This is a genomic window from Abyssibacter profundi, assembly GCF_003151135.1.
Classification (GTDB): domain Bacteria; phylum Pseudomonadota; class Gammaproteobacteria; order Nevskiales; family OUC007; genus Abyssibacter; species Abyssibacter profundi.
In genome coordinates, this window is sequence record NZ_QEQK01000012.1 from 75,594 (window position 1) to 94,997 (window position 19,404).

Annotated in this window: 16 protein-coding genes; 10 read left to right on the forward strand and 6 right to left on the reverse strand. The window is 64.1% G+C overall.

Annotated elements, in window-relative coordinates; genetic code table 11:
* Positions 1–61 precede the first annotated feature (61 nt).
* The 5 genes from trkA (at position 62) to DEH80_RS13505 (ending at position 5,001) form a co-directional block, all read left to right on the forward strand.
* Positions 62–1,435: a Trk system potassium transporter TrkA gene (gene trkA, locus DEH80_RS13485; protein ID WP_109721033.1), complete on the forward strand. Its 1,374-nt coding sequence runs from the start codon at positions 62–64 to the stop codon at positions 1,433–1,435.
* A 131-nt stretch (positions 1,436–1,566) separates the two neighbouring features.
* Positions 1,567–3,024 carry a TrkH family potassium uptake protein gene (locus tag DEH80_RS13490; RefSeq protein WP_109721034.1) on the forward strand — a complete coding sequence of 486 codons (1,458 nt, stop codon included), beginning with the start codon at positions 1,567–1,569 and terminating at the stop codon, positions 3,022–3,024.
* Entirely contained in the window at positions 3,021–3,347 is a 327-nt protein-coding gene (locus tag DEH80_RS13495) for a tetratricopeptide repeat protein (protein ID WP_109721035.1), read from the forward strand. The genes DEH80_RS13490 and DEH80_RS13495 overlap by 4 nt, the downstream gene beginning before the upstream one ends.
* Before the next feature lie 91 nt (positions 3,348–3,438).
* Positions 3,439–4,380 (forward strand): homoserine kinase, encoded by a 942-nt coding sequence (locus tag DEH80_RS13500; protein ID WP_109721036.1) that lies wholly within the window; start codon positions 3,439–3,441, stop codon positions 4,378–4,380.
* An 18-nt stretch (positions 4,381–4,398) separates the two neighbouring features.
* Positions 4,399–5,001, forward strand: a complete 603-nt coding sequence (locus tag DEH80_RS13505) for a glutathione S-transferase N-terminal domain-containing protein (protein ID WP_109721037.1) — start codon at positions 4,399–4,401, stop codon at positions 4,999–5,001.
* A gap of 24 nt (positions 5,002–5,025) precedes the next feature.
* Here DEH80_RS13505 and DEH80_RS13510 read toward each other — a convergent pair whose 3' ends face one another.
* The gene (locus DEH80_RS13510) at positions 5,026–7,455 is read right to left on the reverse strand and encodes a TonB-dependent receptor (RefSeq protein WP_109721038.1); all 2,430 of its coding nucleotides are present in this window, start codon (positions 7,453–7,455) and stop codon (positions 5,026–5,028) included.
* A gap of 213 nt (positions 7,456–7,668) precedes the next feature.
* On the opposite strand from DEH80_RS13510, the gene DEH80_RS13515 reads away from it, so the two are divergent.
* Genes DEH80_RS13515 through DEH80_RS13525 form a run of 3 tightly spaced genes read left to right on the forward strand, consistent with a single transcriptional unit; the run spans position 7,669 to position 10,737 of the window.
* Positions 7,669–8,028 (forward strand): c-type cytochrome, encoded by a 360-nt coding sequence (locus DEH80_RS13515; protein ID WP_207774603.1) that lies wholly within the window; start codon positions 7,669–7,671, stop codon positions 8,026–8,028.
* A complete protein-coding gene (locus DEH80_RS13520; protein WP_109721040.1) occupies positions 8,025–9,434 on the forward strand; it encodes a D-arabinono-1,4-lactone oxidase in 1,410 nt (469 codons plus the stop codon). Before DEH80_RS13515 ends, DEH80_RS13520 begins: the two co-directional genes overlap by 4 nt.
* On the forward strand, positions 9,427–10,737 hold the full coding sequence (locus tag DEH80_RS13525) for a DSD1 family PLP-dependent enzyme (RefSeq protein ID WP_109721041.1): 1,311 nt from the start codon (positions 9,427–9,429) through the stop codon (positions 10,735–10,737). Before DEH80_RS13520 ends, DEH80_RS13525 begins: the two co-directional genes overlap by 8 nt.
* Here DEH80_RS13525 and DEH80_RS13530 read toward each other — a convergent pair.
* Both DEH80_RS13530 and DEH80_RS13535 read right to left on the reverse strand, forming a co-directional pair.
* Positions 10,721–13,252, reverse strand: coding sequence for a chemotaxis protein CheB (locus DEH80_RS13530; RefSeq protein ID WP_109721042.1), 2,532 nt, complete (start codon positions 13,250–13,252; stop codon positions 10,721–10,723). The two genes, DEH80_RS13525 and DEH80_RS13530, sit on opposite strands and share 17 nt — an antisense overlap.
* 124 nt (positions 13,253–13,376) lie before the next feature.
* A complete protein-coding gene (locus DEH80_RS13535) occupies positions 13,377–13,625 on the reverse strand; it encodes a hypothetical protein (RefSeq protein WP_133249244.1) in 249 nt (82 codons plus the stop codon).
* Between the two features lie 225 nt (positions 13,626–13,850).
* On the opposite strand from DEH80_RS13535, the gene DEH80_RS13540 reads away from it, so the two are divergent.
* Complete coding sequence (locus DEH80_RS13540) at positions 13,851–14,039, forward strand: hypothetical protein (protein WP_109721044.1); 189 nt, start codon at positions 13,851–13,853, stop codon at positions 14,037–14,039.
* A 96-nt stretch (positions 14,040–14,135) separates the two neighbouring features.
* Complete coding sequence (locus tag DEH80_RS13545) at positions 14,136–16,241, forward strand: ATP-dependent helicase (protein WP_109721045.1); 2,106 nt, start codon at positions 14,136–14,138, stop codon at positions 16,239–16,241.
* Between the two features lie 343 nt (positions 16,242–16,584).
* Here DEH80_RS13545 and DEH80_RS13550 read toward each other — a convergent pair whose 3' ends face one another.
* The 3 genes from DEH80_RS13550 to ahpF all read right to left on the reverse strand — a co-directional run bounded on the left by DEH80_RS13550 (position 16,585) and on the right by ahpF (position 19,335).
* Positions 16,585–17,151 (reverse strand): NAD(P)H-dependent oxidoreductase, encoded by a 567-nt coding sequence (locus tag DEH80_RS13550; protein WP_109721046.1) that lies wholly within the window; start codon positions 17,149–17,151, stop codon positions 16,585–16,587.
* A 76-nt stretch (positions 17,152–17,227) separates the two neighbouring features.
* Entirely contained in the window at positions 17,228–17,599 is a 372-nt protein-coding gene (locus DEH80_RS13555) for a MerR family transcriptional regulator (protein ID WP_109721047.1), read from the reverse strand.
* A gap of 158 nt (positions 17,600–17,757) precedes the next feature.
* The gene (gene ahpF / locus DEH80_RS13560; RefSeq protein ID WP_109721048.1) at positions 17,758–19,335 is read right to left on the reverse strand and encodes an alkyl hydroperoxide reductase subunit F; all 1,578 of its coding nucleotides are present in this window, start codon (positions 19,333–19,335) and stop codon (positions 17,758–17,760) included.
* Positions 19,336–19,404: the final 69 nt, after the last annotated feature.

Consider the following 19,404-nt stretch of genomic DNA (forward strand, 5'->3'; position numbering starts at 1 on the left):
TGTCGGTGTTCCGCAAGAAGGCGGTCCGCGCCCACATGCGTCCCGCACCCGGAATGACGGCGTGAAGATCATCATTCTGGGTGCCGGTCAGGTGGGCTCCACGCTGGCCGAAAACCTCGCCGACGAAGCCAACGATGTCACCGTCATCGACACCGATGCCGGTTTGCTACAAGACCTGGCCGACCGCCTGGATATCCGCACCGTCCACGGCTCGGCGTCCTACCCCAATATTCTGCGACAGGCCGGCGCCGACGACGCCGACATGATCATCGCGGTCACCGACTCTGACGAGATCAACATGATCGCCTGTCAGATCGCCTACACGCTGTTCCACACGCCCACCAAGATCGCGCGCGTCCGGGCCGCGGAATACCTAAACGAGAAGAACCTGTTCAATCAGGAAGCGCTGCCGGTGGACATGCACATCAGCCCGGAGCAGCTGGTTACGGATTACATCCGGCGCCTGATCAAGTATCCCGGCGCTTTGCAGGTGGTGGACTTTGCCGACGGCCGCGTCCGCCTCGTGGGTGTGCGGGCGTACTACGGCGGCCCGCTGGTCGGTCAGGAGCTGCGGGAATTGGCCCAGCATATTCCTGGCGTCGAAACCCGGGTTGCTGCGATTTACCGGCGTGGCAAGCCGATCATCCCCGAGGGCGATACCGTCATCGAGGCCGAAGACGAGGTCTTCTTTGTCGCTGACCAGCGCGATATCTCCAAGGTGATCTCGGAGCTGCGCAAAACCGACAAGGAGGTCAAGCGCGTCATCCTGGCCGGCGGGGGCAACATCGGCCTGCGCCTGGCGCGGGCGCTGGAAGGTCATTGCCAGGTCAAGCTGATCGAACGCTCGCGGGAGCGCGCGCGTCATCTCGCCGAGCAACTCAATCACACGGTGGTGCTGGTGGGCGATGCCGCCAGCGAGAACCTGTTGTTGGAAGAACACATCGAATCGGCCGACGTGTTCTGCGCGGTTACGAACGATGACGAGGCGAACATCCTGTCAGCGATGCTGGCCAAGCAGCTGGGGGCACGCAAGGCCATGGCCCTGATCAACCGCCTGGCCTATGTGGACCTGGTCGAAGGCGGTGCGGTCGATATCGCCATTTCGCCGCAGCAGTCGACTGTTTCGGCGCTATTGGCGCATGTTCGGCGCGGGGATGTCGTTCGCGTGCACAACCTGCGACGCGGGGCGGCGGAAGCGATCGAGGCTGTGGCCCATGGCGATCCCAAGTCATCCAAGGTCGTGGGGCGCACGGTGGAGGAAATCGCCTTGCCCAAGGGCACGACCATCGGTGCCATTGTGCGGGGCGATCAGGTCCTCATGGCACACCATGACACCGTGATCGAACCGGAAGACCACGTCATCATGTTCATTGTGGACAAGGCGCTGACGCCCAAGGTGGAGCGCCTGTTCCAGGTTGGGGTGACCTTTATTTAGGGAGGCCGGCAACCGGTGGCAAGACCATCGCCTGCGGCCTGGGGAGGACCGATTGACCGCAATGCCATGTCCGCACGGCGCCTGCTGCCCGGCCTCGTCCGCCGGCTCGACGACGGCTGCACGCTAGCGCCATGCTGAACGACTTCAGTCCGGTTCAGCGTATCGTCGGCCAGCTGCTGATGATGTTCTCCATCAGCATGCTGCCGCCGGCCGCCGTCGGGCTTTATTTCGGCGACGGCGGCGTCGCGGCCTTTGTGGCGGCGTTTTTCATCACGCTGATCACGGGTGCCGCCGTGTGGTACCCGGCCCGCGACCGACGCCGGGAGCTGAAAATCCGCGACGGCATGCTGGTCGTGGTGCTGTTCTGGGTGGTGCTGTCCTTGTTCGGCGCCATCCCTTTGTATCTGTTCGAGCGCCCGTTTCTATCGGTCACCGACGCCGTGTTCGAGTCGGTGTCGGGGCTCACCACGACCGGCGCGACGATTCTGGTCGGTATCGATTCGCTCCCGCACTCGGTGCTCTGGTATCGCCAGCAACTGCACTTTCTCGGCGGCATGGGGATCATCGTGCTGGCCGTGGCCATTCTGCCGCTGCTGGGTGTCGGTGGCATGCAGCTGTACCGCGCCGAGACGCCGGGGCCGATGAAGGACGCCAAGCTTACGCCGCGGATCACCGAAACCGCCAAGACGCTGTGGCTGATCTATCTGGGCCTGACGGTGGTCTGTGCCGTGGCGTTCTGGCTGGCCGGCATGACCTGGTTCGACGCCATTTCCCACAGCATGTCGACCGTCGCGACCGGCGGCTTCTCCACACATGACCAGAGCATCGGCTATTACAACAGCGCGCTGATCGAATCGATTGCCGTGGTGTTCATGATTCTCGGCTCACTGAATTTCGGCCTGCACTACCTCGCCTGGCGCTCGGCCTCGGTCAAGGGTTACGTCAAGGACACCGAGACCCGCATCTTTTTCCTGGCCATGCTGACGGTCACGCTGGTCGGGACCGCCTACCTGTATCTGGAAGGGACCTACGCCCGGCTGCCCGAGTCGTTCATGGCCTCGCTGTTCCAGGTGGTGTCCATCGGAACCACCACCGGCTTCACCACGGCTGAATACACGCTATGGCCAAGCTTTCTGCCCATGTTGCTGCTGCTCGGCTCCTTCGTCGGGGGCTGTGCCGGTGGCACCACCGGCGGCATGAAGGTGATCCGCTTCTCGCTCATCGTGCGTCAGGGCCGCCGCGAGATCATGCAGCTGCTGCACCCCAGCGCCGAGCTGCCGATTAAGGTCGGTGCCAAACGCGTGCCCGACCGGGTCATCAACGCGGTCTGGGGGTTTTTTGCCGCCTATGTGCTGATCTTCGTCGCCATGCTGCTGGCACTCATGGGTTTCGGCCTGGATGAGGTGACCGCTTGGTCGGCCGTGGCGGCCTGCCTCAACAACCTGGGCCCGGGCCTGGGCGAGGTGGCGTCAAATATGGCGTCGCTGGGAGACCCCGAGAAATGGATTCTGGTGCTGGCCATGTTCTTCGGCCGGCTGGAGATCTTCACCCTGCTGGCCATTTTCACCCCGGCGTTCTGGCGGCGATGACCCTGCGCGACCGACTCGAGGCCGCGCTGGCCGCCGGACAAGACTCGGCCCTGCTGCGCTTCACGCTCGGTGACCTGCTGGCCAAGTCCGGCGAGCTTGAGGCCGCCATCGAACACCTGCAGCAGGCCGTGGTGCTCGATCCGAACTATTCGGCCGCCTGGGCACTGCTGGGTCGCAGCCAGATCAAAGCCAACCGCCCGGACGCGGCGCGGGACACGCTGACTCGCGGCCTGGCCGTGGCCCGCGAGCAAGGCGACCGACAGGCCGAGCGCAGCATGGGCGTGTTTCTGAAACGGCTCGCACCGGACTCGGCCACTCCGTGATCGCTGCGCACGGCCCTGGCTGATTGCGCACCCCGACCCCGCATGCGAGCCTTGTCCCGTCCCCTGCGCTACCCGCCTCGAGAAACTCGACATGTCCGTTTTCACCCCGGTCACCCGCCGCTCTCTAGAGCCGTTCCTGGCCCGTTACCACGTTGGTTCGCTGGTCAACTTTCATGGCATTAGCGAAGGGGTTGAGAACACCAACTACTTTGTCGACACCAGCGATGGGCAGTTCGTGCTGACGCTGTTCGAGCGGCTGAACTACGACCAGCTGCCGTATTTTCTTGGGCTGATGGATCACCTGCATCAGCGGGGCGTGCCCACGCCCGCCCCGCGCCGCGCCCGGGATGGCGCCCTGAGCCAACCCCTGCTGGGCAAGCCGGCTGCACTGGTCGACCGTATCCCCGGCATCGGGGTGGCCGACGCCTCGGCCCGGCAATGCGCCGCGGTCGGCGAGGCGCTGGCGCGCCTGCACACCGATGGGCAGGGCTTTGACGGGCACCGCCCCCCCGATCGCAGCAGCGACTGGTGGCAGGCCACCGCCGAGGCCCTGCGCCCGCAGCTGGAAACCGATGAATGCGAACTGCTGGATGACGAACTGGCGTTTCAGGCAGGCGTCGACCGCAGTCACCTGCCCAGCGGGGTCATTCATGCCGACCTGTTTCGCGACAACGCGCTGTTTGCCGGAGAGCAGCTATCGGGACTGATCGACTGGTACTACGCCTGCAACGACCGGTTCATTTATGACCTGGCCGTGGCGGTCAACGACTGGTGCGTGGACGAACACTGGGCCCCGCGCGCCGATCATTGGACGCAACTGTTGGCGGCCTACGCCGCCGTGCGCCCCTTCACCGACGCCGAGCGTGTGGTGTGGAGCGCCGAGCTGCGCGCCAGCGCACTGCGATTCTGGCTGTCCCGACTCTACGACCGCTGCTTCCCCCGCGGCGGCGATCTGACCCTGATCAAGGATCCGACTCCACAACGCCGACGCCTGGAGCGCTGGCGTGCCGGCGAGGCACTGCCACTACCCTGACCCGGCCGGAGACCGACCATGCAATTGCTTTGTACCCCGACCTCACCCTTTGCGCGCAAAGTGCGCATGTTTGCCATCGAAAAGGGGCTGAGCGACGTGCTGAAGGTCGTGCACACCAATCCGCTGGAGGATCCGGCAACCCTGCTGGCGATCAATCCGCTGGCCAAGATTCCAGCCCTGATCACCGGCGATGGGCAGCCGCTTTATGACAGCCGGGTGATCTGCGCGTTTCTGGACAGCCTGGCACCCACCCCACAGCTCATACCGGATGCTGGCGAGTTACGCTGGATCGTACAGCGGCGCGAAGCACTGGCCGACGGCCTCATGGACGCTGCGGTGAGTATCGTGTTCGAACGACGCCGACCGGCCGGGGAACAGTCTGCACGGTGGCTGGCGCGCTGGCAGGAGAAAATCGAGCGGGCACTGGCCACGATGGACAAGGAGCATCGGTCGGTGCCGCTGCTCGCCGCCCGCCTCGATGGGGTGGCCTGTGCGGCCGCGCTGGGTTATCTCGCGTTTCGCCTGCCGGACATCGAGTGGACGGCGAGCCACCCCGCACTCGCGCGCTGGTGGGCCGAAGTAGCCCAACGACCGGCCGTCGCCCAGACGGCGGCGCTTTGAGCCCGCATCGACCATGACGCCGAGCTAGAACTGCAGGTTCAAGGCCCCGAACAACTGACGACCGCTGGCCAGCTGGGCCTGATACGTCCCGGGAAAGAACGGCGTGTCGGTCACCTGATTCAGCACGCGCTCATCGGTCAGGTTGGTTCCGCCCAATGTGAGCGACCAGCGCTCGCTCTGCGAACCCAGGGTGAATCGACCCGCATAGCGCGTGGTCGCGGGCACGTAGGTATTCGGGTCCAGGTCGGTATCGACAAACTGGTCGCCCTGATACAGCAGGTCCACGGCGGCGGTTAGCACCAAGCCCCCCAATGGGAAGCTCAGCGTCGGCGTCAGCGTCGCGGTGGCTCGTGGCGCGAAGGCGATGCGCTGGTCGGTCAGGTCCTGTTCCGCATCGATACCTTGCTGGATGGGCGCGGGTGCGTCGCGGTATGCCTCATACCGGGCGTCCAGCCAGCCGTATGCGCCGGCGATTTGCAGCGGCGCCCAAGGCGTCAGCCAAACGAAGTCGGCCTCCAGGCCCCGCGAGTAGGCCGTGGCAGCATTACTGACATCAAAGAACGTCCCGTTGAAAGCCAGCACCTGCAGATTGTCGAACCGCGTCTGGTAGAGCGTGATGTTCAGCGACAGCGTGCGCTGGAAGAACCGCCCCTTGAAACCCAGCTCGACGGTTTCCGCCTCCTCGGCCGCGTACTCCAGATCCTCACCGTTGAAGGACAATGCATTGAATCCCCCACTCTTAAACCCCTGGGCCCAGGAGGCGTAGTAGTTCACCGAATGATCGCTGAAGTACTGGAGCGCCAGCTTCGGGGAGAGATCCGATTCACTGCGTCGTAGGTTGTCGCGATCGTAGTCGTTGGCCTCGAGCAGCAAACCCATAATGCAGGGCACGACCGCAGCCGGTGTGCGCTCACAAAAGGCCGTGCCGGCGGTGTCCACGCGCTTGTCCTCACGGTTGTACCGCAGTCCCGGCGTGAGGGCCCAGCGATCGGAGAGGTACCAGGTCATCTGACCAAACAGTGCGGCCGAGCGGATGTCCTGGTTGTAGTCGAACTGGTAGTAGTCGTTCTCCAGCAGGGGGACCAGCGCCGGCCCAAGCCCCTGCAGCAACACCAAGGGACTGCTGCTCGACCCGTCGCCGGTGATCAGCTGAAAGGCATCATCCGTAAAGGCGTAGGTGCTGAGATCCTCACCGGCCAACACGCGGGCCAGCAGGGTGTAACTAGAATCGAACCAGAAAGCGCCGGCGACAAACTCCACCCGCTCCCCCCAGCCGAACGGGGCTGCCCCGCGGCCGGTTAAGCGCAACTCGGCGGACAGCTGATCATGGTCTTCGTGGTTATCGAGCCGGCTGATGTTGGCCGGCGAGATATCCAGCTCGTTGAGCTGGTCGATGTAGAACCGCGATCCGCCCAGCACCAGCGTGGTCTCCAGGTCCTCCAGATCGCCCATCGGCCCCGGCGCCCAACTGGTCCGCCAGCTCAGCGTGCGTGAGCCCTTTTCGATCCACCCAGGTGTCTCGGCGGAGTTGATGAAGTTCTTGGGGTCATCCTCGATATCGGGATCGAAGTCCTGCAGATACGCCCGCGTATCTGCATCCAGCCCGAACAGCTGGAAGGGCCAGAAAGCCGCTTCGGTATCGGAGATGACGGCGGTGAGCTCGCTATCGACCGTGTAGCTCGGTACGAGATTGATCTTGAGCCGGGCCGCCTGCTGCTCCAGCCGCTCTTCGTACCGCCGCAGAAAGGCATTGAACAGCTCGCCGTCCTGAGCCCGGTCGAGCACGGCCAGGCGCCCACCCAGCCACTCGTTGGCCATGCCCCCCAGCCCTGCCTCGACCCGGTGCTCGCCATGTTCGCCGTAGAAGATCCGCCCATCGGCACCCGCGCCGGATACCGCATCCTTGGTCATCACATTGAAGACACCGGCCACCGTGTTCTTACCGAACAGCGTGCCCTGCGGACCACGCAGCACCTCAACGCTGTCGACATCAAACATGGCCTCCGTGAAATACCCGGGGCGGCCGAACACGATCTCGTCCTGCACAAAACCCACCGAGCTTTCGAAGCTGGGGTTAAAGGCATTGGTGCCAAAGCCGCGGATGAACACCTGCGGCGACCCGAGATCATCGGCATCGACACGCACATTGGGCACGTAGAGCGATACGTCAGCCAGGTCCGCCGAACCCGTGGACTGGATGAACCCGCCGTCGATGGCGGTGACCGAAACCGGCACCTCCTGCAGGGTTTGCTCGGTTTTCTGCGCGGTCACGACCATTTCTTCCAGCTGCCGCGGCGCCTCGTCGTCAGGCGGCGGCAGAGGCTGGACTGGAATCAACTCCAGCGACGCATCCGCTGCGGTCGGTTCAGCAGGCGACTGCGCATCGCGGCTGTCCTGTGCGCGCAATGTAGTCGACATGGCCAGCAGGGCCACGCCCAGGCAGAGGTGTTTCATCCCTTGTTCCGGTTGATTTCCGCACCGCGCCGAGCTCTTCCCTGGCTCGTGTCATCGGTGTCTACAACCTCCGCAGCTCACAACATAGGTCAGGCCAGGCGAGACGCCCCGTCGTAAAAATGGCCTAGTCCCGCATTTCCCAGACCCATCGCTTCCCCCCTGGCACGATTACGGCTTCACTCGCAGCAGGTATCGCGCAAGGGAATGCACAACTTGAACCAGTTCATCGCCCCGGCCCTGGCGGCCCTTTGTCTTGCCGGCTGCGGGGCCGGAAGCTCCAGCCTGACCCCGGCACAATCCCGCGCGCTCACACCCGCCGACCCGGATTTGGCCGCGCTGTATACGGCGAGCTGCAAGGCCTGCCATACCGTGCCCGCGAGCCGGGCGCCGATGACAGGCAGCGCCCGCGCGTGGGGCGTCCGCATGAACAAGGGCATGGACCGCCTGCTGGAGAACACCATCAGCGGTTACAAGGGCATGCCACCCATGGGGCTGTGCTCGGATTGCAGTGAATCCGACCTGCGGGACCTGATCAGCTTCATGGCCACACCGCCTCAGCCTGCCGACTCATGAAGCGCCGCGATTTGCTCACGGGATCAGCCGGGCTTGTACTGACGATGCCACTGGCCGGCTGCGACGACTACGGCGCAGCGAACATGCCGCAGCCACCTGCAGCCGTCGTCGGAGCTGACGGCCAGCGCCGCCTGCCCTGGCAAAACTGGTCGGGCTACCAGTCCAGCCTACCGGAGCGACGCTTGGCACCGGCCAGCGAAGATGAACTCGCCCGGCTGCTGGCCGACAGTCGCGGCACCATTCGGCCGGTCGGCTCCGGCCATTCGTTCACGCCGCTGGTGCCAACGGACGACACCCTCATCTCGCTCCGCCACTTCAGCGGCCTGTTGCAGCACGACCCTCAGGCGCTCACGGCGACCGTGGGCGGCGGCTCGCGCCTGGGCAGCCTGGGCGAGCCACTACACGCGGCAGGTCAGGCGCTGATCAACATGCCCGACATCGACGCGCAAACGCTGGCCGGCTCGATGGCCACCGCCACGCATGGCACCGGCGCGCAGCTGGGCGCGCTGCACACTGCGGCGATTGCCCTGCGCCTGGTCACGCCGACGGGCGAGGCTCTGGACTGTTCTCCCAGCCTCCGGCCCGAATTGTTCGCCGCCGCTCAGGTGTCGCTGGGCGCGCTGGGGGTGATCACCCAGGTCACGCTGCAAAATGTGCCGACCACACGGATGAAGCGCCGGGTCTGGGTCGAGCCTTTCGATGAGCTGGTCGAGCGATTCGACAGCCTGGCGGCCGCACACCACAGCTTTGAGATGTACTGCATTCCGCATTGCGATCACGCCGTGGGCATCACCATCGACCCGACCGACGAGCCGCTGCAGCCTCGCGGCCCGGAGCAGGACAACGACGCGGTCATGGATCTCAAGCGGCTGCGGGATCTGCTCGCCTGGTTTCCCGCCGCCCGGCGCTGGCTGATCAACATGGCGCTGCAGGATTACCAACCGGAAGTCGCCGTGGATGTCTGGCACCGAATCTTCCCGTCCAGCCGTGCGGTCCGTTTCAATGAAATGGAATACCACCTGCCGCGAGAGACCTTGCTCCCCACCCTGCGCGAGGTTCGGCAGCGACTGGAGCAGCGCCACCCCGGTGTGTTCTTCCCGATGGAAATTCGCGTCGTACGAGGCGATGACGCCTGGCTCAGTCCGTTTCAGGGACATGACACCTCGGGATCGATTGCCGTACACCGCTACTACGAAGAGGATCCGCTGCCGCTGTTTCGTGACGTGGAACCGCTTTACCAACCCATGGGCGGACGCCCGCACTGGGGCAAGATGCACAGCCTGACGCCGCAAACGCTGGCCGACCGTTACCCACGCTTCAACGATTTCGTCGCTCTGCAATCCCGGCTCGATCCGCAGGGCCGTCTACTCAACCCCTACCTCAGGACCTTGCTCGGCCATGGCTGACTCCACCATCAACTGGCGTCGTCGGGCCCTGATTGCCGGGGGCTTGGCAGCACCCATCGCGCTCGCGGCGACCAGCAAACCGCGGGACCGCGGCCAGGGTGGTCACGATGCCTACTTTGCAGATATCCAGAACGCCCTGAAACGTGCCGGGCTGATGCACCCCACGCTGGTCATCGACCGGGCGCGGCTGGATGCCAATATCGCGCGGCTGCAGACCCATCTGCCGCCCGAGCTGGCCTACCGGATCGTGGCCAAGTCGCTGCCCAGCGTCGATCTGATCCGATACATTCGCCAGGCCACCGGCACGCACCGGCTGATGGTCTTTCACCAGCCCCATCTCCACACGCTATCGCGCGCACTGCCCGACAGCCACTTGCTGCTTGGCAAGCCCATGCCGGTGGGCGCTGCACACCGGTATTTCGAGCAGTGGCAACCGGGCGCGTTTCAGCCCGATAACCAGATCGAATGGCTGGTGGATACGCAGCAGCGCATCCAAGACTACGCCGAGCTGGTCACTGGCCTGGGCCATCAGGCAGCCGGGCCCTTGCGCCTGAATCTCGAACTCGATGTCGGCCTGCACCGGGGGGGCTTTCGCAGCACACGGGCAGTGGCCGAAGCCCTCCACGCCATCCAACAGAATCCAGCCCTGCAATTTGCCGGTTTCATGGGCTACGAGGCGCATGCCTCCAAGATCCCTGACCTGCTAGGCGGGCCCGCGGCTGCGCTAGAACAGGCCATGGCGTTCTACGCGGACTGCGTCGACGTGGCCCGGCAGGTCCTCGGCGAGCGGTTCGACCCCGCAGCACTCACGCTCAACGCAGGAGGCAGCAGCACCTACCAGCTGTACGACAGCACCGCCCCCTGCAACGAGCTCGCCATGGGGTCGGGGCTCCTGAAGCCCTCGGACTTCGACACCGCCACGCTAGACGACCACGTACCGGCCGCCTTTATTGCCACGCCGGTGCTCAAACGTCTGGAAGGCACCCGGTTGCCCAGCCTGGAGTCACTCTCCGGCCTTTTCGAGGCCTGGGACCCCAACACCGCCCAGACCTTTTTCATCTATGGCGGCCACTGGCTGGCTGACACCGTGTCGCCGCCCGGCCTGCAACGCAACGCCATCTGGGGGCACTCGACCAACCAGGACATGCTCAACGGTTCGGACGCCGTCGAACTTGAGGTGGGCGATCACCTGTTCCTGCGACCGCATCAAAGCGAAGCCGTGCTGCTGCAGTTTGGTGATCTGGCGGTGTACGACCAGGGCGAGATCGTCGCCACCTGGCCCGTGTTCAGCCAGGGTCGCTAATCGATGCCCTGGCCCAACGAATACGCAACACGACTGCGCGTATGTCCGGACTGCTCCAGTCGATTGCACGCAGATCGCACTCAGCCTGCTCATCCTCAAGACGCAGGTGCAACGGCCCGTCCTCTTCGCGTTCCAGGCGCTTACGAACAGCACTGAGCATTGGCATGAATCCCGATCGCCACGGTAGCGACCAGAATCGATCCGAGGATTGCCGCACCGCCCCTTCAGCATAAAGCCGCTCCTCCGGCCCCATGAGCAGCCGGACACGCGCCGCCGCATCCACCACGATAATGACATCGTCCACGTAGCTGCCGACGGCATCCCAGCTGGCCGTGAGCACGTCCATCTCCCCACCGCGCTGGCGCAACTCTTCGTTAACGGTGATCAGCTCTTCGTTGGACGACTGCAACTCCTCATTGGAGGTCAGCAACTGCTCATTCATCGACTGCAATTCCTCATTGGAGGACTGCAGCTCCTCGCTTTGCGATTGGAGTTCTTCGTTGGAGGTTTCCAGCTCCTCGGCCATGGACTGCATGTCCTGGCGCAGAATCTCCACGCGGCTCTCCAGCGCGCGCACGTAATCGCTGTCCATCGAATCGGGCAATGACTCCTGGACGCGCCGCTCGGCTTCGGCGCTGCGCATCTCGCGGAGCTCGAACATCAGCAACAGCGAGCGCTCGAACTCGCCGTCCAACGGAATGGCGTGGGGCGTCACGCTGCGCCACCCATCAGCCAGCTGGCAATTGACGCGGGAGCCGGTGACCGGCTTGCGTTCGCGGCGCGCCCGATAAAGCACACCGCGCAGCTCCAGGTCCAGGCCATTGGCCAGCACGTCGTGAATCCGCATGATCGCCGGGCCGGTCGGCGCGCGAATCAACGCCCGCGCCTCTGCAGAGATGAACTTGACGATGTCGTGCTCATCGACAACCACCCATCTCGGGGTGGCGTAATTGGCCAGTGCGATCTGGGCAGCGGTCTGCAGCGACTCGGGTGCCAAGGCCATGCCGGCACGCCGGGCGGGTGTCTGAGCCGCTCGAAACGGCGCATCAATCTGCGACTTGAAGCGTGACGGGAAGCGTTCGACCGTCTGGTCTCTGCGATATATGCGGTGTGTCTCGGATATCGCAACAAATCGACCTTCGGCCGTCGAAGTCGACTCCGTGGAGCCGAGCACGAGCATCCCGCGGGGCTTAAGCGCGTAGTGCATCAGTTCAAGAATGGCGCGCTGGTAATCGTTCTTGAGGTAAATCAAGAAGTTGCGACAGCTGACAAAATCCAACTTGGAAAACGGTGGATCGCTGATCAGATTATGTACGGAGAAGACCGTGATCTGCCTGACCCGACTGCGCACCCGGTAGCCATCGCCGGACTGGGCGAGAAACCGATCCCGATAGCCGGCCGGCAAGTTGGCGAGGGAATCACTGGTGTAGATACCGGTACGCGCAATCTCGACGGCATGTTCTGCCAGGTCGGTCGCGAAGATCGTGATGCTGGGCGGGCTGTCCATGCTCTGCGTCAGGTCCAGCAGGATCATGGCCAGGGTGTAGGCTTCCTCACCCGTCGCGCAGGCCGGCACCCAGGCCCTGAACGGCTGGCCTGTCGGATGTGCAGCCAGCTGTTTCTTCAGCTCCTCCCGAACGGCCAGCCAGACCTCCTTGTCACGAAAAAACGCCGTGACCGAGATCAGGATGCTATTGGCCAGCGCACGCGCCTCGTCCGGGTCCTGTTGCAAACGCTCGATGTAGGGCGCCAGATCCTGATCCGCGTTCAGCGAGCAGCGCCGCGCAATACGCCGATAAAGCGTACTGGGCTTGGTGTAACTGAAATCCACACCCCGAACCGCCTTCAAGCAGTCGATGATCTGCCTGAGTTGGCGCTCCCGCTGCGAGCCGGCTGGAAGCTGCGGTTCGATCGGCGAGCTCACCACCGACGTGATCACCTCGGCGAGTTTGGCGGCATCGGCGACCAAGTCCACGCAATCGGTGCCGACGGCGGCGAGCGGCATACCATCGTAAGTCGCTGTTTCCGGGTCCTGCACAATCGTCACGCCGCCGGCCAGCTTCAGTGCACGGACTCCAGCCGCGCCATCCGAACCTGTGCCGGATAGCACCACGCCAATGGCGTACTCGGCGTGGGACGCCGCCAGCGAACGGAACAGCAGGTCCACGGAGGGTTTGGGGTATGGCCCCTTGGCCGCGGGTGAGGTCACGAACGCGCCGTCGACAATCTCCACGTTCCGATTCGGCGGCACCACATACACCCAGCCCGGCTGCAGGACATCGCCATTGCGGACGGTGTCGACCTGGAGTTGCACGTCGTGCTCCAGAATGTTGGCCAGTCTGGACTCGTGGTGGGGCGACAGATGCAGGGCCACAACCACCGCTGCCGGAAACGAGGCATCCAGCCCGGCCACAATCTGGGTGATCGGCTCCAAACCACCTGCAGAGGCCCCGATGGCCACAACGGGGACCTTGGTGTCAGCTCCGGTCTTCGCCGGCTTCTTCGACTCTGGCATGGTGGGTCTAAGCTCTGTGCATGCTCCCGGCGGATGTGCTCGGAAAGCAAGAGATCGCCGACCACTATACCCGACCCGCAGCGATGGCCTGACCGTTTAGCGATTCAGCACGGATGCATTCCGTTCAGATTCCAACAGACACCTCGGCCCGCTCGTCGCGCATCTCGGCCGCCACCAGCTCGGCCCCGAACCCGGTGACGTGCAAACCGCCGAACTGACGAAGAAAGGCATCGACAATCAGCCTCGGCACCGGTTGACCGTTGAACATGGGCGTTAGCCGGCGGGCCTGGTCGATGCGATCAAAAGCAGCCGGCGTACGTTCGACCACCACCACTCGATTATCGCCATCGCGATACATATAGGCGTGTTGCATATCCATTGCTCCTGGGGTGAGTAGGACGGCGCAGCCCGGCATGTTTCCGGCCTGCGCCCCTCCCAAGACGGCATGCCGACCGAAAACCGGACATCGCCCGATTTTTGCCGTCATTGCAAGGCCTGAACATCCCCCAGCTGGGTGATTCACCGTTCGGAATTGGCCGCGCGACAACCTACGCTTACCGCGTGTTTCAAGCGCGCCAGCCGCGTGGACTCGAAGGCCATGACCGACCCACGGAAACCCTCAACCCGCGACGAAGACCAGACCCAAGGCATCGACCAGATGCACCACCAGCTCAGCGATCTGCTGCGGACCAGCCTGTTCTACGACCTCATGGCCTCCGAACGCGAATGGCACTCACGTGACGAGGAAGATCGCCAGCGCCGGCGCAAGCAAGCACGCAAACGCTAACGAGGGCCGCCTGTCTGAGCGACTTGCCCCTGCGGGGGGCTATCTGGTTTTATCATCAGTACTGATCGTCACTCGCCCTTTGGTGGTCCAGCCCCCATGCAAGCCAGCCTCACGGCCGATTCGCCGACTGCCACACCGCCTTCGCCACTGAATCCGGCGCAGCAAGCCGCCGCCGCCCACGGTGAAACACTGGCGGAAGGCGGCGTCCGCGCCGGCCCACTGCTCATCATCGCCGGTGCCGGCACGGGTAAGACCCAGACCCTGTCGCATCGAGCCGCCCACCTGGTACTCAACGGCGTCGACCCGGCCCGCCTGCTGCTACTGACGTTCAGCCGCCGTGCAGCAGAGGAGATGACCCGCCGTGCGCAGTCCATCATCACGGCCACGCTGCGCGAACGCGGTGAGACCGCCCCCCAACTGCGCCTGCCCTGGTCCGGCACCTTCCACGGGATCGGCAATCGCCTGCTGCGCGAATACCACGCCAATCTGGGCCTGGATGCGCAGTTCTCGATTCTCGACCGGGGCGATGCGGCCGACCTGATGGACCTTTGCCGCCGGGCGCTGGACCTGCCGACCGGCCAACGCCGATTTCCGCGGAAGGACACCTGCCTGGGCATTTACAGCCGCACAGTCAACACCCGCCTGCCGCTGGCCGACGTGCTGTCTCGCCACTATCCGTGGTGTGCCGAGTGGGCGGATACGCTGAAGTCGCTGTTTGCAGCCTATGTGGCCCACAAGCAGCGCACGGCCTCGCTGGATTACGACGATTTGCTGCTGTACTGGTGCCATGCAATGCAGGTCCCGGAGCTGGCCGCCGATATGAGCCAGCGTTTTGACCATGTGCTGGTCGACGAGTACCAGGACACCAATGTTGTCCAGGCAGACATCCTGCGCGGCCTGCGCCCCGATGGGGCCGGCCTGACTGTCGTGGGTGACGATGCCCAGTCGATTTACAGCTTCCGTGCGGCCAGCGTTGAGAACATCCTCAACTTCCCCGAGCAGTTCGACCCACCGGCGCGCGTCGTGACGCTGGAACAGAACTATCGCTCCACCCAACCGGTACTGGATGCGGCCAACGCCATCATCGCCCAGGCCAGCCGCGGCTATGACAAACACCTGGTGTCGGCCTGTGGTCAGGGGCCACGCCCGCGTTTTGTCACGCTGGAAGACGATCAGAGCCAGGCGCTGTACACCGTGGAAACCGTGCTCGACAACCGCGAGGCCGGGCAGCGCCTCCGCGATCAGGCGGTGTTATTCCGGGCCAGTCATCATGCCGATGGACTGGAGGTGGAGTTGGTCCGTCGCAATATCCCCTACCGGAAATTCGGGGGCCTGAAGTTTCTGGAAGCGGCCCATGTCAAGGATCTGCTGTCGATCTTGCGCTGGGCGGATAATCCGAAGAATCAAATCGCTGCGTTTCGCTGCTGCCAATTGGTGCCGGGGCTGGGACCCAAGGCGGCGGAAGCCGCTATGCAGTGGCTGACTGCACATAACCACGACCTGACGCAGCTGGCGCGGTTCAAACCCAGGGCACGCGCCGCTGACCTGGATTGCTGGCGGGCACTTGGTGAACTGCTGGGCCGATTATCCGACCCCAGCTGCGACTGGAACGGGCAAATCCAGGTCGCCCGACAATGGTATGAACCCCTGTTGCCATTACGGTACGAGGCGGCCGACGTCCGCGCAGCCGACCTCGCCCAACTGGAACAAATCAGCCTGCGCTTTAGCGATCGCGGCAGCTTTTTGACCGAACTGGCACTGGACCCACCGGCGGCCACCGGAGACGAGGCTGGCGATCCGCTGCTGGACGAGGATTTTCTCATCCTCAGCACGATCCACAGCGCCAAGGGCCAGGAATGGGACAGCGTCTTTGTACTCAACGTGGCCGACGGCAATCTCCCCTCCGAATTCGGCACCGGCCAGCAGGAAACCATCGAGGAGGAGCGGCGGCTGACTTATGTCGCCATGACCCGCGCCCGCACCCAGTTGCACCTGCTGGCGCCGCTGAAGTACTACGTGCCGGAGCAACCGCGGTACGGCAACCGCCATGTCTACGGTGCCCGGTCTCGGTTTTTCCCGGATGCCGTCATGCCGCATTTCGAATCGGTCACCTACCCCCAGGCGGATCCGGCCACGGCGCCGAACTCGCGCTGCACCGCACAGGTCGATGTCGCCGCTGCCATGCGGGATATGTGGAGCTAGGGAAGCACTAATCTATTCGCGCCACCAAGACGGAGCCGGTTTTCGTGCGAGCCCAGGCGGAGTGAGTGCCGCTTGGTTATTCCAAGTCAGCGAACGACACGAATGCGTACGGAACGCATTCGGACGGCCGTAGGCCGGCCCGAAGGGCGAAGCGCATGGACGCGCTTCGCAACGCAGGATCGCGGGAAAACCGACCCGTTCCATCTGGATTGCGCCTGCAAACAGGCCAGACTGCGTTGCTCGTCGTTCATTTGGAATGACCAAACTTCACTCCTCGCGCCTTGCCTGGCCTGTTTGCAGGCAGCAACTCGGCGGTGCGAATAGATCAGTGCTTCCCTGGAGATCACGCGGCCAGCTGATCCACCGTGCGCAGCCATCGCTGCCGCGTGGCCAGATCGGACTTGATGACCGGGCCGAAGTAACGGGTGCGACGATTGCGAATGCCGACGAACCCGAGCACCGTCCGCTGTAGCTGGGTGTGGATCGGCCGGCCCTGCGCCCAGCGATACCACCAGGCCGGGGTGTCCAGGGTCACGATGAGTTCCGAGCTGCGGCCCCGCAGCAACTGCTCAGGCCAGGTCTTGCCCGCGTCGTAACGAAAGGCGAAGTCGGGCAGCAAGGTTCGGTCAAGCAGCCCCTTGAAGCGAGCCGGTACCCCGCCCCACCAAACCGGGGTCACGATCACCAGATGCTCCATCCACTGCAGCTGGACCTGAAACGCCTGCAGATCGGGCTCCAACGACGAATCGCTGTCGTACCCCTGCGCCAGATTCGGCTCGAAATCGAGATCGCTGAGGTGTAGCAGCTGGACTTCATGCCGGGCGGCGGCTGCCGCTGCATAGCGCTCGGCCATGGCGCGACACAGACTCTGCGGTTTGGGATTGGCGTTGAGCACCAGCGTTCGGGTCATGGCAGTCGGACAAAAAAGCATGTTGCACCAGTCTGCACCTTGACCCTGGGGGCAGAGTCAAGCCGGCTGCGCGGCCCTACCCCAGCGGTTCGCAGCGGGCCAGGTCCCGTGCGACACAATCGGCAATGACCTGTCGGTAGCGGGTAATCAGTGCCGCCTGCGCCTGTTTGTCCGCGATGTCCTGTTGCAGCTGTCCATGCTTGCGCTGCAGCAGCCCATCCAGGGCCGACCAGTCCAGATCGTTGCCATCGCGCCGCAGCGTCTGCAGCTCGGCCAGGGTCACGCCGACCGTCTGGGCATGCTTGATCAGCTGGATGAACTCGACATGCGTGGCGTCATAGACCCGATAGCGACCCCGACGCGGCACCACCAGCAACCCCAACGACTCATACAGGCGAATGGCGCGGGCCGTTGCACCCGTACGCTTTGCGACCTCTCCGATGTACATGCCTGCTCCGTCTACCCCCGATTCACCGCATCCGCTCTGCGGACCACAGACAGCATGCCGGCTGCCGCGAACACAAAAAAGCCCCGCACCGTGCCAGAGAGGAGGAGACGCACGGGCGGGGCGGGTCGTACTGCAAGAACCCGGGGGGGGGAGTGGTTCTATGCAGCTTCCTGCTGCGCGTCCGGGGCAGAACTGCGCATCAGATGGTCAAACGCGCTGAGTGCGGCTGTGGAGCCCTGACCCATTGCGATGATGATTTGCTTGTAAGGGGTGGTGGTCACATCACCGGCGGCGAACACGCCGGGCATGGACGTGCGGGCGCGGTCGTCGACCACGATCTCGCCGCGATCGCTCAGCTCCAACGTGCCCTTCAGCCATTCGCTGTTCGGCAGCAGGCCGATCTGAACGAAGATGCCTTCGAGCTCGATGTCGTGCACATCACCCGTGGTGCGGTCCTTGTACTGCAGGCCCTGAACCTTGTTGCCATCACCCAGCACCTCGGTGGTCTGCGCCGAGGTCAGCACCTTGACGTTTGGCAGGCTTAGCAGCTTGCGCTGGAGCACGGCATCGGCGCGCATGGCCTTGTCGAATTCCAGCAAGGTCACGTGCTCGACAATGCCAGCCAGATCGATGGCTGCCTCGACACCGGAGTTGCCGCCGCCGATGACCGCCACACGCTTGCCCTTGTAGAGCGGGCCGTCGCAGTGCGGGCAGTAGGCCACGCCCTTGTTGCGATACTCCTGCTCGCCGGGCACACCCATCTGGCGCCAGCGAGCGCCGGTGGCCAGCACCAGGCTCTTGGCCTTGAGGGCCGCACCGCTGTCCAAATGGACTTCGAGGTACTCGTCGCCCTGAACCAGCTTGGCCGCGGTCTGGAGCTTCATCACGTCCACGTCGTACTCCATGACGTGCTGTTCCATCGCCGTGGCCATCTTGGGCCCTTCGGTTTCGGGCACGGAGATGAAGTTCTCGATGGCCATGGTGTCGAGGACCTGTCCGCCGAAGCGCTCGGACACCACACCGGTGCGAATGCCCTTGCGCGCCGAATAAATGGCCGCGGCTGCACCGGCAGGGCCACCGCCGACGATGAGCATGTCGAAGGGGTCCTTGGCCTTGAGCTTCTCGGCCTCACGCTCGGAGGCACCGGTGTCCAGCTTGGCGATGATCTCCTCGATGCCCATGCGACCCGAGGCGAAATGCTCGCCATTGAGGAACACCGACGGCACCGACATGACCTCGCGTGACTCGACCTCGTCCTGGAAGAAGGCACCATCAATGGCCACGTGCTCGATGTTCGGATTGAGCACGGCCAGCAAATTCAGCGCCTGCACGACATCCGGGCAGTTCTGGCAGGACAGCGAGAAAAAGGTCTCGAACTTGTGCGTGCCATCAATGCTGCGGATCTGCTCGATCGTGTCCTCGGTCAGCTTGGGCGCCACGCCCCCAACCTGTAGCAGCGCCAGGACCAACGACGAGAACTCGTGGCCCAGCGGAATGCCGGCGAATTCGAGATGAATGTCGGCATCCGGCGTGCCCAGCCCAAAGCTGGGGATGCGTTTGCTGGCATCGCTGCCCTGGGTCACCGAGATTTTGTTCGAGGCGCTCTTCAGCTCGCCCAGAAAGGTCAGCATTTCCTTGGAGCGGTCGCCGTCGTCGGTGTAGGCAGTAATTTCGACCGACCGCGACAGGCGCTCGAGATACTGCTTGAGTTGAGCTCGTAGATTGTCATCCAACATGTCGTCGGTCCTTTTCGTTACTTGGATCGCGCCTGGCCTGGGCCGGCAGCGATCACGGAATTCTTGGGG

What these genes read in the sequence shown, in the direction of transcription:
- DEH80_RS13490 (WP_109721034.1), top strand. Translation starts at nt 1,567, where the DNA reads ATGCTGAACGACTTCAGTCCGGTTCAGCGTATCGTCGGCCAGCTGCTG.
- DEH80_RS13495 (WP_109721035.1), top strand. Translation starts at nt 3,021, where the DNA reads ATGACCCTGCGCGACCGACTCGAGGCCGCGCTGGCCGCCGGACAAGAC.
- DEH80_RS13500 (WP_109721036.1), top strand. Translation starts at nt 3,439, where the DNA reads ATGTCCGTTTTCACCCCGGTCACCCGCCGCTCTCTAGAGCCGTTCCTG.
- DEH80_RS13505 (WP_109721037.1), top strand. Translation starts at nt 4,399, where the DNA reads ATGCAATTGCTTTGTACCCCGACCTCACCCTTTGCGCGCAAAGTGCGC.
- DEH80_RS13510 (WP_109721038.1), bottom strand. Translation starts at nt 7,455, where the DNA reads ATGAAACACCTCTGCCTGGGCGTGGCCCTGCTGGCCATGTCGACTACA.
- DEH80_RS13520 (WP_109721040.1), top strand. Translation starts at nt 8,025, where the DNA reads ATGAAGCGCCGCGATTTGCTCACGGGATCAGCCGGGCTTGTACTGACG.
- DEH80_RS13525 (WP_109721041.1), top strand. Translation starts at nt 9,427, where the DNA reads ATGGCTGACTCCACCATCAACTGGCGTCGTCGGGCCCTGATTGCCGGG.
- DEH80_RS13530 (WP_109721042.1), bottom strand. Translation starts at nt 13,252, where the DNA reads ATGCCAGAGTCGAAGAAGCCGGCGAAGACCGGAGCTGACACCAAGGTC.
- DEH80_RS13535 (WP_133249244.1), bottom strand. Translation starts at nt 13,625, where the DNA reads ATGCAACACGCCTATATGTATCGCGATGGCGATAATCGAGTGGTGGTG.
- DEH80_RS13540 (WP_109721044.1), top strand. Translation starts at nt 13,851, where the DNA reads ATGACCGACCCACGGAAACCCTCAACCCGCGACGAAGACCAGACCCAA.
- DEH80_RS13545 (WP_109721045.1), top strand. Translation starts at nt 14,136, where the DNA reads ATGCAAGCCAGCCTCACGGCCGATTCGCCGACTGCCACACCGCCTTCG.
- DEH80_RS13550 (WP_109721046.1), bottom strand. Translation starts at nt 17,151, where the DNA reads ATGACCCGAACGCTGGTGCTCAACGCCAATCCCAAACCGCAGAGTCTG.
- DEH80_RS13555 (WP_109721047.1), bottom strand. Translation starts at nt 17,599, where the DNA reads ATGTACATCGGAGAGGTCGCAAAGCGTACGGGTGCAACGGCCCGCGCC.
- ahpF (WP_109721048.1), bottom strand. Translation starts at nt 19,335, where the DNA reads ATGTTGGATGACAATCTACGAGCTCAACTCAAGCAGTATCTCGAGCGC.